The sequence below is a fragment of the Kitasatospora dryopteridis genome (assembly GCF_050749075.1).
GTDB lineage: Bacteria > Actinomycetota > Actinomycetes > Streptomycetales > Streptomycetaceae > Kitasatospora.
Map to the genome: position 1 here is coordinate 1,498,626 of NZ_CP192749.1, position 13,154 is coordinate 1,511,779.

The 13,154-nt window shown below is 74.7% G+C and carries 13 protein-coding genes and 1 pseudogene; 9 read left to right on the forward strand and 5 right to left on the reverse strand.

Annotated elements, in window-relative coordinates:
• The first annotated feature begins 32 nt into the window (after nt 1–32).
• Entirely contained in the window at nt 33–884 is an 852-nt protein-coding gene (efeU, locus tag ACQ614_RS06835; RefSeq protein ID WP_431677432.1) for an iron uptake transporter permease EfeU, read from the forward strand.
• A 72-nt stretch (nt 885–956) separates the two neighbouring features.
• On the opposite strand, the gene ACQ614_RS06840 is transcribed toward efeU, so the two are convergent.
• Both ACQ614_RS06840 and ACQ614_RS06845 read right to left on the reverse strand, forming a co-directional pair.
• Nucleotides 957–2,042 (reverse strand): Zn-dependent alcohol dehydrogenase, encoded by a 1,086-nt coding sequence (locus ACQ614_RS06840; protein ID WP_431683843.1) that lies wholly within the window; start codon nt 2,040–2,042, stop codon nt 957–959.
• An 84-nt stretch (nt 2,043–2,126) separates the two neighbouring features.
• Nucleotides 2,127–3,545, reverse strand: coding sequence for an aldehyde dehydrogenase family protein (locus ACQ614_RS06845; protein ID WP_431677434.1), 1,419 nt, complete (start codon nt 3,543–3,545; stop codon nt 2,127–2,129).
• 172 nt (nt 3,546–3,717) lie between these two features.
• Here ACQ614_RS06845 and ACQ614_RS06850 point away from each other — a divergent pair, with 172 nt between their 5' ends.
• Nucleotides 3,718–4,308, forward strand: a complete 591-nt coding sequence (locus tag ACQ614_RS06850) for a TetR/AcrR family transcriptional regulator (protein WP_431677436.1) — start codon at nt 3,718–3,720, stop codon at nt 4,306–4,308.
• 42 nt (nt 4,309–4,350) lie between these two features.
• On the opposite strand, the gene ACQ614_RS06855 is transcribed toward ACQ614_RS06850, so the two are convergent.
• Nucleotides 4,351–4,704, reverse strand: coding sequence for a VOC family protein (locus ACQ614_RS06855; protein WP_431677438.1), 354 nt, complete (start codon nt 4,702–4,704; stop codon nt 4,351–4,353).
• Between the two features lie 163 nt (nt 4,705–4,867).
• Here ACQ614_RS06855 and ACQ614_RS06860 point away from each other — a divergent pair, with 163 nt between their 5' ends.
• The 3 genes from ACQ614_RS06860 (at nt 4,868) to ACQ614_RS06870 (ending at nt 7,748) form a co-directional block, all read left to right on the forward strand.
• Complete coding sequence (locus ACQ614_RS06860; RefSeq protein ID WP_431677440.1) at nt 4,868–5,947, forward strand: 2-dehydropantoate 2-reductase; 1,080 nt, start codon at nt 4,868–4,870, stop codon at nt 5,945–5,947.
• Nucleotides 5,948–5,994: 47 nt separating this feature from the next.
• A complete protein-coding gene (locus ACQ614_RS06865; protein WP_363491981.1) occupies nt 5,995–6,438 on the forward strand; it encodes an RrF2 family transcriptional regulator in 444 nt (147 codons plus the stop codon).
• 119 nt (nt 6,439–6,557) lie between these two features.
• The gene (locus tag ACQ614_RS06870) at nt 6,558–7,748 is read left to right on the forward strand and encodes a globin domain-containing protein (protein WP_431677441.1); all 1,191 of its coding nucleotides are present in this window, start codon (nt 6,558–6,560) and stop codon (nt 7,746–7,748) included.
• Nucleotides 7,749–7,832: 84 nt separating this feature from the next.
• On the opposite strand, the gene ACQ614_RS06875 is transcribed toward ACQ614_RS06870, so the two are convergent.
• Complete coding sequence (locus ACQ614_RS06875) at nt 7,833–9,215, reverse strand: MFS transporter (protein ID WP_431683844.1); 1,383 nt, start codon at nt 9,213–9,215, stop codon at nt 7,833–7,835.
• 233 nt (nt 9,216–9,448) lie between these two features.
• Here ACQ614_RS06875 and ACQ614_RS06880 point away from each other — a divergent pair, with 233 nt between their 5' ends.
• Together ACQ614_RS06880 and ACQ614_RS06885 are read left to right on the forward strand one after the other, a co-directional pair.
• Complete coding sequence (locus ACQ614_RS06880) at nt 9,449–9,889, forward strand: MarR family winged helix-turn-helix transcriptional regulator (protein WP_431683845.1); 441 nt, start codon at nt 9,449–9,451, stop codon at nt 9,887–9,889.
• A gap of 11 nt (nt 9,890–9,900) precedes the next feature.
• The gene (locus ACQ614_RS06885; RefSeq protein WP_431677443.1) at nt 9,901–10,548 is read left to right on the forward strand and encodes a LysE family translocator; all 648 of its coding nucleotides are present in this window, start codon (nt 9,901–9,903) and stop codon (nt 10,546–10,548) included.
• Between the two features lie 46 nt (nt 10,549–10,594).
• On the opposite strand, the gene ACQ614_RS06890 is transcribed toward ACQ614_RS06885, so the two are convergent.
• On the reverse strand, nt 10,595–10,954 hold the full coding sequence (locus ACQ614_RS06890; protein ID WP_431677445.1) for a UBP-type zinc finger domain-containing protein: 360 nt from the start codon (nt 10,952–10,954) through the stop codon (nt 10,595–10,597).
• 135 nt (nt 10,955–11,089) lie between these two features.
• Between ACQ614_RS06890 and ACQ614_RS06895 the strand changes: the two genes are divergently transcribed.
• Together ACQ614_RS06895 and ACQ614_RS06900 are read left to right on the forward strand one after the other, a co-directional pair.
• Complete coding sequence (locus tag ACQ614_RS06895; RefSeq protein WP_431677447.1) at nt 11,090–12,004, forward strand: DUF2797 domain-containing protein; 915 nt, start codon at nt 11,090–11,092, stop codon at nt 12,002–12,004.
• 104 nt (nt 12,005–12,108) lie between these two features.
• Nucleotides 12,109–12,950, forward strand: a pseudogene (locus tag ACQ614_RS06900) (alpha/beta fold hydrolase).
• Nucleotides 12,951–13,154 lie beyond the last annotated feature (204 nt).

Sequence of the window (13,154 nt, forward strand, 5' to 3'; positions counted from 1 at the left end):
CCCCGTACCACCTCCACCCCCGGGAGTCCCCTGTGTTCGGCAACTACCTGATCGGTCTGCGGGAAGGCCTCGAAGCCAGCCTCGTGGTCTGCATCCTGATCGCCTATCTGGTCAAGACCGACCGCCGGGACCGCCTCGCGCCGGTCTGGATCGGCATCGGCGCGGCCGTCGTGCTGAGCATGGCCTTCGGCGCGGTGCTGCAGTACGGCTCGACGCAGCTGACCTTCGAGGCGCAGGAGGCGCTCGGCGGCTCGCTGTCGATCGTCGCGGTCGGCCTGGTCACCTGGATGGTCTTCTGGATGCGCCGCACCGCCCGGCACCTGAAGGCCGAGCTGCACGGCAAGCTGGACGCCGCGCTGGCGATGGGCACCCTCGCCCTGGTGGTGACGGCCTTCCTCGCGGTCGGCCGGGAGGGCCTGGAGACGGCGCTGTTCATCTGGACGGCCGTCCAGGCGACCAGCGACGGGGTGCGGCCGCTGGTCGGCGCGATCCTCGGCCTGCTCACCTCGGTGGTGCTGGGCTGGATGTTCTACCGCGGCGCCCTGAAGATCAACCTCGCCAAGTTCTTCACCTGGACGGGCGCGATGCTGGTCGTCGTGGCGGCCGGCGTGCTCGCCTACGGCGTGCACGACCTGCAGGAGGCCGGCTGGATCCCCGGCCTGACCAGCCAGGCCTTCGACATCTCCAGCACCGTTCCGAAGGACAGCTGGTACGGCACCCTGCTGAAGGGCGTCTTCAACTTCCAGCCGGACCCGACGGTGCTGCAGGTCGCGGTCTGGGCCGCCTACCTGGTGCCGACCCTGTTCCTCTTCCTGCGCAAGTCCGGCGGCTCGGCCCCGAAGCCGGTCCCGGTCGCCTCGGCGGCCGAGAAGCCCGCGGCCTGAGGCTCCCGGGCAACGCGGAAGGTCCCGCACCCTCAACAGGGTGCGGGACCTTCCGCGTTGCGCCGGGTGGTCTCAGTGGTCGAAGACGACCAGGGAGCGGCCGCCGCGGCCGGCGGCCATCCGCTCGAAGGCCTCCGGGATGTCCTCCAGGCCGATCCGGTCGGTGATCAGCGCCTCCAGGTCGAGCCGCCCGGTCCGGACGTGGCCGGCGAGCTCCGGCACCGACTCGACCGGGTCGCAGTTGCCGTACACGCAGGCGGTGAGCGTCCTGGCGTAGTGGAAGAGCTCCAGCGCGGAGAAGGAGACCATGTCCTCCTTGCCGCCGATGCCGACCACGGTCGTCCGCCCGCCGCGCCGGGTCGCGGACCAGGCCGAGCGGATGGTGCTGCCGCGGCCGACGCACTCGAAGGCGTGGTCGGCGCCGCGGCCGCCGGTCAGTTCGCGGACCGCCTTCGGGGTGCTGTCGTCGGCGATCAGGAACTCGGTGGCGCCGTGCCGGCGGGCCAGTTCCTCCTTGTCCGGCGAGACGTCGACGGCGACCACCGGTGCAGCGCCGGCGATGCGGGCCGCCTGCAGGACGGCCAGGCCGATCCCGCCGAGCCCGTACACCACCACCGACTCCCCCATCCGCACCCGGGCCGCACTGTGCACGGCCCCGTAGCCGGTGAGGACGGCGCAGCCGAGCAGGGCCGCCGCGTCGAGCGGCACCCCGGCCGGCAGCGGCAGCACGGCCCGCTCGTGGACGACGGTCTCCTCGGCGAACGCGCCGACGCCCAGGCCCGGGTGGAGGCCGGTGCCGTCGGCCAGCGCGGCGTACAGGCCGGTGGAGGCCGTACCGGAGTTGTCGCACAGCCAGGGCTCGCCGATCGCACAGGACGGGCAGGCGCGGCAGGCGGGCGCCCAGTTGAGCACCACCGGGTCGCCGGGTGCCACGGCGGTGACGCCCTCGCCGACCGCGAGGACGGTGCCTGCGCCTTCGTGGCCGAGCACCAGCGGGAGGGTGGCGCGCAGTTTGCCGCGGGTCAGCGACAGGTCGGAGTGGCAGACGCCGGCGGCGGCGAGCCGGACGCGGACCTGGCCGGGGCCGGGGTCGGGCAGGTCGATCTCGGTGATCTCGAGCGGGGCCCCGGCGGAGCGCAGGACGGCGGCGCGGACCATGGCGGTCACCTCGGTGTCTTCGGGTGCGGGCGGGGTGGCGGAGGCGGGAGGTCGTACGGGGGTGCGGCCGGGGGTACGGCCGGGTCAGAACTGGAGGGACTTGGTCTGCAGGAACTCCTCCAGGCCGTGCCGTCCGAGTTCGCGGCCGACGCCGGAGTTCTTCCAGCCGCCGAAGGGGGCGAGCGGGTTGAAGCGACCGCCGTTGATGTCGACCTGGCCGGTGTCCATGCGGCGGGCGAAGGCGGCGGCGCTGTCGTCGTCGCCCGCCCAGACGGCGCCCGCCAGGCCGTACTCGGTGCCGTTGGCGATCTCCAGGGCGTGCTCCTCGTCGTCGTACGGCAGGACCACGAGGACGGGGCCGAAGATCTCCTCCTGGGCGGCGGTGGCGTCCGGCGGGAGGTCGGCGAGCACGGTGGGGCGGACGTAGTAGCCCTGCTCCAGTCCGTCGGGCTGCTCGGGGCCGCCGGCGACCAGGCGGGCGCCGTCCTCCAGGGCGCCCGCGATGTAGCCGCGGACGCGCTCGCGCTGGCGGGCGCTGACCAGCGGGCCGACCCGGGTGGCGGGGTCGGCCGGGTCGCCCGGGGCGTACTTGCCGGCCGAGGCGGCTGCGATGGCCAGGGCCTCCTCGTACTGGTCGCGGTGGACCAGCAGGCGGGTCCAGGCGGTGCAGGTCTGGCCGGAGTTGGCGAAGACGTTGGCCAGGTTGACGTTGACCGCGCGGGCCAGGTCGGCGCCGGGCAGGACGACGCTGGCGGACTTGCCGCCGAGTTCCAGGGAGAGCTTCTTGATGCCGCGTCCGGCGCTCTCGCCGATGGCCCGGCCGACGGCGGTGGAGCCGGTGAAGGAGACCACGTCCACACCGGGGTGGGCGGCGAGCGCGGCACCGACCACCGTGCCGAGGCCGGTCACCAGGTTGAACACGCCGGGCGGCAGGCCGGCGCCGTCGACGATCCGGGCGAACAGCCGGGCGATCAGCGGCGTCTCCTCGGAGGGCTTGAGGACGACGGTGCAGCCCGCCGCGAGCGCCGGGACGACCTTGGCGACGATCAGGTGCAGCGGGTAGTTCCACGGCGTGATGGCGGCGACCACGCCGGCGGGCTCGGCGTAGACGGTGGAGTTGCCGACCTTCTCGTGGAAGGCGTAGTCGGCCAGCACGTCGAGGTAGGCGGAGGCGACGGCGATCGGAGTGCCGGCCTGGACGGCGTCGGCGAAGCCGATCGGGGTGCCGAGTTCGGCGGTGACGGTCTCGGCGATCTCGGTGCGGTGGGCGACGAGGCCGTCGCGGAGCCGGGTGAGGGCGGCGAGCCGCTCCTCGCGGCCGGCGGCGGCCCAGCCGGGGGCGGCGGCGCGGGCCGCGGCGACGGCCTCGTCGACCTCGGCGGGGGTACCGGCCGGGACGGTGGCGATGGGGCGCTCGGTCGCCGGGTTGATCACCTCGATGGTGTCCGGCCCGGCGGCGGGCCGCCAGGTGCCGCCGATGTAGTGGTCCGCGTACTGGTGCACCCGATGCTCCTCGGTGTCCGCTCCCGCATTTAACTAGCAGTGATAGTTAAATGCGGGAGGGCCCGGCCGCGCAAGACCGCGGAGCAGGTACGGCACCGCCCGCCGCCCGGAGTGACGCCCGGGCCCCGAGGACCGCCTCCGGGCCGGTGCGCCGCCTGTAGGGTTGGGGCACATGAGCGATCGAACAGTCCTCGCCGACCCGGCCTCCCGCAGGTCCGCGGCCCGGGAGCGACTGCTCGACACCGCCGCGGAACTCTTCTACGCGGAAGGCATCCAGGCCGTCGGCGTCGACCGCCTGATCGCCGAGGCCGGCATCACCAAGGCCACCTTCTACCGGCACTTTCCCGGCAAGGACGAACTCGTCCTCGCCTACCTCCGACGACGCGACCAGCACGTCCGGGCCCGGCTGGCGGACGCCGCGGCAGCGGCCGGCGACCCGCGCACCACCCTGGCCGTGCTCGTCGAGGCGCTGGCCGAGGAGGTCTGCGGGCCCGGGTTCCGCGGGTGCCCGTTCATCAACGCCGCCGCGGAGTACCCGGACGCCGGCCACCCCGTCCGCCGCCTGGTCGCCGACCACCGGCAGTGGTTCCGCGACGCCCTCGCCGAACTCCTCGGCGCCTGCGGCCATCCCGACCCGGCCGCCGGCGCCGACGCCCTCCTCCTGCTCCGCGACGGCGCCATGGTCGCCGGCTACCTCGACGGCGCCGGAACCCGCAACCGCATCGCCCGGACCGCCGCCACCCTCATCGGCCCCCTGCCCTGAACCGGGAGGCCGTCAAGTCCCGTTCGGCGGCGCGGTTCAGGTTCAGGCGGGCTGCCACAGCTCGATCCGGTTGCCCTCGGGATCGGTGACCCAGCCGAACCGGCCGACGCCCTCCATGTCCTGGGTGCCCTCGGCCACGTCCGCGCCCTTGGCGCGCAGTTGCGCGAGCATCGCATCCAGGTCGCGGACCCGGAAGTTGAGCATGGTCTGCTGGGTGCGGGACGCGAAGTAGTCCGTCCCGGAGTCGAACGTCGCGAACACCGTCGGCCCGGCCTCCTGACGCCACAGGCCGTTCCCGTCGGCGTCCAGACCCAGGCAGTCGCGGTACCACGCACCCAGGGCCGCGGGGTCGGCGGCGCGCATGAAGTACCCGCCGATTCCAAGCACACGTTCCATGCCGCCATCCTGCCAGGACGCCGGCCGGGCAGGCCCGCACCGCGCCAAGGCCCGCGCCCCTTGCGGCCGACCCGCGCCGTCCGGGGGCCTCACGCCCCTCGCGGAGGCGGGGCCGGACGATCTAGGGTGCTCGGCACCCGCCCGTCCGTACGCCGCCCGGAGGATGACCGCCGTGACGTCCGACCTGCCCGCCCCGCCGTCCGATCGGCTGCGGATCGCCGTCCTCGGAGCCGGCAGCATCGGCTGCCACCTCGGGGGCCTGCTCGCCGAGGTCGCCGAGGTGACCCTGATCGGGCGCCCGGCGGCCATGGAGGCGGTGCAAGCCGACGGCCTGACCCTCACCGGCGGCGGCCGCCCCACGATCCGGGTGCCCGCCGGAGGGCTCCGTGCGGAGACCGACCCGGCGGCCGCCGGCGGCGCCGATCTGGTGCTGGTCACGGTGAAGTCGGCGGCCACCGCCGAGGCCGCCGCCTCCGTCGCGCCCCATCTCGGCCCGGCGACCCCGCTGGTCAGCTTCCAGAACGGCCTGCACAACCCAGCGGCGATCAGGGAGGCCGTCGGCCCGGAGCACCCGGTGGTCGCCGGCATGGTCCCGTACAACGTGCTGCAGAAGGCGCCCGGCGTCTTCCACCAGGGTTCCGGCGGTGCGCTGATGATCGACGACCAGCCGGCCGGGGCGGCCCTGGCCGAGGCCGCGCGGGCGGCCGGGCTGGCCGTGGAGCGCCGCGCGGACATGCGCGAGGTGCAGTACGGCAAGCTGTTGATGAACCTCAACAACGCGGTCAACGCGCTGTCCGGCCTGCCGCTGCGCGAGGAGCTCGGACAGCGGGCCTACCGCCGCTGCCTGGCGCTGTGCCAGCGCGAGGCGCTCGCCGCGATGCGTGCGGACGGGGTGCGTCCGGCGCGGCTGGGCGCCCTGCCGACGGCGCTGATGCCCCGTCTGCTGGCCCTGCCGGACGGTGTGTTCCGGCGGTTGGCCGCGGCGGCGCTGCAGGTGGACGCCGAGGCCCGCTCGTCCACCTGGGAGGACCTGCAGCGCGGGCGGCGGACGGAGATCGACAGCCTGCAGGGCGAGGTGGTCGCGATGGCCGCCCGGCACGGCCTGGCGGCGCCGGCCAACACCCGGCTGATCGAGCTCGTCCGGCAGGCGGAGGCGGCCGGCCCCGGCGGCGGCCGCAGCTGGTCCGGCCCCGAGCTGCTCGCCCGGCTGCAGGCCGCCCCACCTGCACGGATGCCGCAATAGGCACCCCAAATACGAATCCAGGATTCGCATTAGATAGTCTGCTGTGCGTGAGGTTGACCAAGAGCACCGACATCGCGCTTCGCATCGCCATGCGGCTGGCCGTGCTGGACGAGGAGTCCAACCCGACCACCCGCGAGGTGGCGGCCGCGATGGACGTGCCCTACACCCACGCGGCCAAGGTGGTGAGCCGCCTGCAGCGCCTCGGCGTGGTGGAGGCGCGGCGTGGTCGCAGCGGCGGCCTGGCCCTCACCCCGGCCGGCCGCACCGGTTCGCTCGGCGCTTTGCTGCGCGAGCTGGAGGGTGTCGGTGACGTCGTGGGCTGCGAGGACGATCCGCCGTGCCCGCTCCGGGCGGCCTGCCGGCTGCGCGGTGCGCTCCGCCAGGCACAGGAGGCGTTCTTCGCGGTGCTCGACCCGCTGTCGGTCGACGACCTGGTCGCCTCGCCGACCGGCCCGGTACTACTCGGCCTGTCGGTCCGCCCGCCGGACTGACAGCCGGGCCGCCCCCGGACCGAACCCGCCCCCACCCCGGCCCGTCCGCCGGACCCGGCACCCGCCCTGTTCCCGTCCAGCAAAATACGAAGATCAAATACCAATTAAGGGAGCCCTCCATGCTGTCCCCGCAGAACGCCCCGGTCGTCGAAGCCACCCTGCCGGTCGTCGGCGCCGCCGTCGGCGACATCACCGCACGCTTCTACGAGCGGCTGTTCGAGGCCCACCCGGAGCTGCTGCGCGACCTGTTCAACCGCGGCAACCAGGCGAACGGCACCCAGCGCCAGGCCCTGGCCGGCTCGATCGCCGCCTTCGCCTCCGCCCTGGTCGCCCACCCCGAGCAGCGGCCGGACGCGATGCTCGCCCGGATCGCCCACAAGCACGCCTCGCTGGGCGTCGCCCCGGAGCAGTACCCGGTGGTCCACGAGCACCTGTTCGCGGCGATCGTCGAGGTGCTCGGCGAGGCGGTGACCCCCGAGGTCGCGGCGGCCTGGGACGAGGTCTACTGGCTGATGGCGAACGCGCTGATCGCGCTGGAGAAGGGCCTGTACACCGAGGTCGGCACCGGCCCGGAGGCGCTGTGGCGCCCGTACACCGTGGTGGCGCGGCTGCTGGAGACCGACGACGTGGCGACCTTCCTCGTCCGCCCGGCCGACGGCGGCCCGCTGCCGGCCACCTCGCCCGGCCAGTACGTCTCGGTACAGGTGGAACTCCCGGACGGCGCCCACCAGATCCGCCAGTACAGCCTCTCCGGGCAGCCCGACGGCGCACTGCAGTTCTCGGTGAAGCGGGTGGACGACACCCCGGCCGGCGAGGTCTCCAACCACCTGCACGCGCACATCGGCGCGGGCGACACCCTGCTGCTGAGCCCGCCGTTCGGCGACGTGACGCTGGCCGAGGGCGACGGCCCGGTGCTGCTGGCCTCCGCGGGCATCGGCTGCACCCCGATGATCGGGATGCTGTCGCACCTGGCGGCCACCGCCTCCACCCGGCGGGTGGTCTCGGTCCACGGCGACCGCGACCAGCTGGCCCACGCCTTCCGCGCGGACCTGCAGCAGCTGACCGCGAAGCTGGCGGACGCCGAGGCGCACGTCTTCTACGAGCGGCCGGTCGGCGAGTGGCCCGCCGAGCGCACCGGGCTGGTCGACCTGTCGACCGTGGAGATCCCGGCCGGCACCACCGCCTACCTGTGCGGCCCGCTGCCCTTCCTGCGCTCGGTGCGCGGGCAGCTGATCGCGGCGGGCGTGCGCCCGGCCGACATCCACTACGAGGTGTTCGGCCCCGACCTGTGGCTGGGCGCCGACGCCTGACGACCGGCCGCCGGTCCTGACCGCGCCGTACGGGCCGCCCCACCGCGGGGCGGCCCGTACGTCTGCCGGTTGCCGGCTGCCTGCTCAGGCGCGGACGGCCGGCTCGGCTGCGGGCTCGTCGCCGGGTTCGGCGACGAGGGCGGGGGCTGCGGCCGCCCTGGCCCGGCCCGGGACGGCCAGGGTGACCAGGGCGGCCAGGACGGCGGTGCCCAGACCGATCGTCAGACCGGTCTTGAACCCCGCCTCGGAGGGCAGCACCGCGGGACCCATCCGCACGGTCATGTGCGAGAGCACCACACCGACCACGGCGGCCGAGGTCGAGGTGCCGATCGAGCGCATCAGGCTGTTGAGCCCGTTCGCGGCGGCGGTCTCGGAGGCCGGCACCGCGGACATGATCAGCGCGGGCATCGCCGCGTAGGCGAAGGCCACACCGGCGCCGATCACGCTGGAGAACAGCACCATGCCCCACACGTGCCCGGTCAGCCCGAGCGAGAGCGCGTACCCGGCCGCGATCACCAGCGAGCCGACCAGCAGCGACACCTTGGGGCCGCGGGCCGCCGACAGCCGGGCGGAGAACGGCGAGACGGCCATCATCACCAGGCCGGACGGCGCCATGCACAGGCCCGCGACCACCATGGACCGGCCCAGGCCGTAGCCGGTCCGCTCCGGCAGCTGGAGCAGCTGCGGGACGATCAGCGACATCGCGTACATCGCGAAGCCGATCACCACCGAGGCGATGTTGGTCATCAGCACCTGGCGGCGGGCGGTGGTGCGCAGGTCGACCAGCGGGCTGCCGGAGCGCAGCTCCCAGACGCCCCAGAGCAGCAGCACCGCGGCGGCGGTGCCGAACAGGCCGAGGGTGGTGCCGCTCGCCCAGCCCCAGTCGCCGCCCTTGGAGACGGCGAGCAGCAGGCAGAGCAGGCCGACGGACAGGCCGACCGCGCCGACCAGGTCGAAGCGGCCGCCGGAGCGCACCGGGGACTCCGGCACGAAGGCCGCGACCAGGGCGATCACCACCGCGCCGAGCGCGCCGGAGGCCCAGAACAGCACGTGCCAGTCGGCATGCTGGGCGACGACGGCGGCCAGCGGCAGGCCGAGCGCGCCGCCGATGCCGAGCGAGGAGCTGACCAGGGCCATCGCCGAGCCCATCCGCTGCGGCGGCAGCTCGTCGCGCATGATGCTGATGCCGAGCGGGATGACGGCCGCCGCACAGCCCTGCAGGGCGCGGCCGACCACCATCGGGACGAGGCCGCCGGCCAGCGCCGGGACGAAGGACCCGATCACCATCAGGGCGAGGCTGGCCAGCAGGACGCGGCGCTTGCCGTACATGTCGCCGAGCCGGCCGAGCACGGGGGTGGCCACGGCGCCGGCGAGCAGGGTGGCGGTGATCGCCCAGGAGGCGTTCGCGGGTGTGGTGCCCAGCAGTTCCGGCAGGTCCGGGATGAGCGGGACGACGAGCGTGTTCATCAGCGAGACGGCGATGCCGGCGCCGGCGAGGACGCCGATGATCGCGCCGCCGCCGGTGCGCGCGGAGGGAGGTGTGCTCAAGAGGGGCTCCAAGTCACGGGGGTACGATATGCATCGTACACATGATGTGCATGATGCACATACGATTGACTTGGAGCCGGAGGGATCACCGGCGGCGGACCGACGAGGAGGACGTTGTGCACGAGGAGCTCGGCGACCTCGAACGCGAACTGATGCTGATCGGACGCCACCAGGCGATGGCCGCGCTGCGCGCCGACGCCGGCGGCCGCCTGGAGCGCAGCGCGTACACCCTGCTCAGCCGGATCGAGGCCGAGGGCCCGATGACCATCGGTCAGCTCGCTGACGCCTTCGGCCTGGACACCTCCACGGTCAACCGGCAGACAGCGGCGATGCTCCGTCAGAACCTCGTCGAGCGCATCCCGGACCCGGCCGGCGGCATCGCCCGCAAACTGCGCATCACCGAGGAGGGCCTGCGCCGGCTGCACCACGACCGCGAGTGGTCGCTGAACGGCCTCGCCTCCGTCCTGGCGGACTGGCCGCAGGACGAGGTCGCCGCCCTCGCCCGACTGCTCACCCGGCTCAACCGCAGCATCGAGGGCAAGGAGGGCCGCAGTTGGCCCCGCCCCGGCGACCCGGGAACGGCCGACCGATAGGCTCACCGGGCATGGACAACGCCACCGCCCTCTGGTCCTTCGCCGTCCTGGTCGGCCTGCTGACCCTCACCCCCGGCCTCGACACGGCCCTCATCCTGCGTACCGCCGTCCTCGGCCGCCGCCGACGCGCCTGGGGCGTCGTCCTCGGCATCCAGACCGGCACCCTCGCCTGGGGCGTCCTCGCCTCAGCCGGCGCCACCGCCGTCCTGACCGCCTCCCACCTGGCGTACGAGGTGCTGCGCTGGGCAGGCGCGGCCTACCTGCTGTGGATGGGCGGGCGCATGATCCGCGACTCCTGGCGGCGCCGGCCCGACGGGCACCCCGCCGAACCGGGCGACCCGGCGGACGCCGGCGAACGCGACCACTTCGGCGCCGGCTGGCGGCGCGGCGCACTCACCAACCTGCTCAATCCCAAGGTCGGCGTGTTCTACATGGCGCTGCTGCCGCAGTTCGTCCCGCCGGGCGCACCGCACCTGGCCTTCGGCACGCTGCTCACCTGCGAGCACATCGTGCTCGGCACGCTCTGGTCGGCCGTGCTGGTGGGCTTCGCCCGGGTCGTCCAGCGGTGGCTCGCCGGGGAGACCGCCAAGCGCGTCCTCGACCGGATCACCGGCGGCGTGGTCGCCCTTTTCGGCCTGCGGCTCGCCCTCGGCGACTGAACCGCCCACGCCCTCTCCCGGGGGCCTAGTGTCCTGACTCAGGACACTAGTGCAGCCTGCTCTGCCAGTCCGCGGGCACCCTCTCGGACGGGCCGGGCGAGGGCTGTGCGCCCGGCCGGGAGAGCGGCGGGGCCAGGGCCGGCCCGGTGTAGTACTCGCCGGTCTCGGCATTCCAGAACCAGTCCTCGCCCGGTTCGAAACTGGTGAGGAACGGGTGCCCGCTCTCCCGGGCGTGCCGGGTGGCGTGCTGGGACGGCGAGGAGTCGCAGCAGCCGATGTGCCCGCACTCGGCGCAGCGCCGAAGGTGCAGCCACCAGCCGGCGTCCTGCCCGGCGAGGCACTCCGCGCACCCCTCGCCGCTCGGCACCGCCGACGGGTCGATCCCGGGAATCCGCTGCTCCGCCATGACAGGGCCTCCTTCGTACGTCCCCCTGGCGACCGTACGCCCGCCGCACCGCCGGGGGCACCCGCACCCATGGCCGGGGGCGGGTTGTCGGTGCCGTCTGGTGGGATGGGTGCGGGAGCCGAGGAGGTCGCGAACGTGGACGGGCAGGCGGGCTGGCGCTGCACCGGGTTGGACTGGCGGGACGGGCAGGCGGTGCTGGGGGCGGTGCGCGGCGGCCGGCGGCACGAGCGGGTGGTGGCGGCGGGCACGGCGGTGAGCTGGCGGCTGCACGGGCCGCGGTACTGCTCGGGCCCGTGGCTGGCCGGTGAGGCCGACCGCAGACCCTGCCCGCACCGGGCGGAGATCGAGCCGTCGACGGGGGCGGTGCTGTGCGTGCCCTGCCAGGCGGTCGACCGCGGGCTGGCGCTGGCGCGCGACCGGATCCTGGACGACGGCAGAACGTACCTGCTCTACCTGGCCTGGTTCGGCGGCGATCTCGCCAAGGTAGGGCTGACGGCGGAGCAGCGCGGCCGGGCCCGGCTGCTGGAGCAGGGGGCTCCGGTGTTCACGGTGGTCGCGCGGGGTCCGCTGCCGGCCGTCCGCCGGGCCGAGCTGACGGTGGCCGGGGCGGGGCTGGCCCGTGAGCGCTTCGGGGTGCGGGCGAAGGCCGACCAGTGGTGGCACCTGCCGGGGCCCGAGGAGCGGGCGGCGCGGGTGGCGGAGCTGCGCTCGGCGGTGCTGGGGGTGCTGGCGGGGCATCCGGTGGAGCTGTTCCCGCAGGGCGAGGTGGTGGACCAGGTCGGGCTGTTCGGGTTGTCGGCCGGGCCGCCGCCGGCGTACCGGGAGGTGGTGGGGCTGGCGGACGGCGCCACGGTGGGCGGCACGCTGCTGGCGCCGATCGGGCGGCAGCTGTTCCTGGAGCAGCCGGACGGCGGTGAGCCGCTGCTGCTGGACGCCCGACGGCTGACCGGCTGGGGGCTGTCCCCGGCACCGTCGGGGCCGTGCAGCGGGGTGGAGCTGCGTCGCCACCGCCGCCCGCCCGCGCCGGATGCGCAGCGGGCGCTGTTCTGACGTCATTTCCGCCCTGCTCGACACCGGCGCCGCCGGGGGCTTGCCGGGGCGGCTACCGGTCGGTAATCCTTGCTGACATTCCGTCCAACAGAGGAGTGCTCCGCATGCCCGCCGAGGTCACCTTCACCCTGCCCTCCCCGTACGGCCCGCGCACCACCACGGTGCGCTACCACCGGGAGGGCACCGGCAGCCCGCTCCTGCTGCTGCACGGCATCGGCCACCACTGGCAGGCCTGGGAGCCGGTGCTGCCCGCGCTCACCGCCCGCCACGAGGTGATCGCCGTCGACCTGCCCGGGTTCGGCACCTCGCCGGCGCTGCCGGACGGCGTCCCGTACGACCTGCCGGCCGTGGTGCCCGCCATCGGCGCCTTCTGCGCCGCGCTCGGCGTCGAGCGGCCGCACGTGGCGGGCAACTCGCTGGGCGGCCTGCTCGCCCTCGGCCTCGGCCGGGCCGGCCTGGCCCGCTCGGTCACCGCCCTCTCCCCCGCCGGGTTCTGGACGGAGCCCGAGCGCCGGTACGCCTTCGCCGTACTGGCCGGCATGCGGCTGGGCGCCCGGGCGCTGCCGCAGCCCGCCGTCGAACGGCTGGCGCGGTCCACGGCCGGCCGCGCCCTGCTGGTGAGCAGCATCTACGCCCGGCCGGGCCGCCGCTCTGCGCCGCGGGTGCGATCGGCGAGACCCGGGCGCTGCGGGAGGCCACCGGCTTCGCGCCGACGCTCGCCGCCGGCCGCCGGGTGCGTTTCACCGGCGACGTCCCGGGCGTGCCGGTGACCATCGGCTGGGGCACCCGGGACCGCCTGCTGGTGCGCCGCCAGGGCGTCCGGGCGCTGCGCGAGATCCCCGGCGCCCGACTGGTACGGCTGCCCGGCTGCGGGCACGTGCCGATGAGCGACGACCCGGCCCTGGTCGGCCGGGTCATCCTGGACGCCTGCGCCGCAGCCGTCTGAGGCCCCCAACCGCAAGGGAGCGAAACCCCGCCCGAGCCGTAGGGCCCGCCGGTGCCGAAAGTGAGGAGCGAGGGAGCGCAGCGACGGAGCGACGATCGTCGGTGCCGGGTCGGGAGGGCCCGGAGGCGAGCGGGCGACGATCGGCGTGGCAGAGATCACGCTCTGCAACAGCCCACCTACGGTGGCGTAGGTCACTTCACAGGG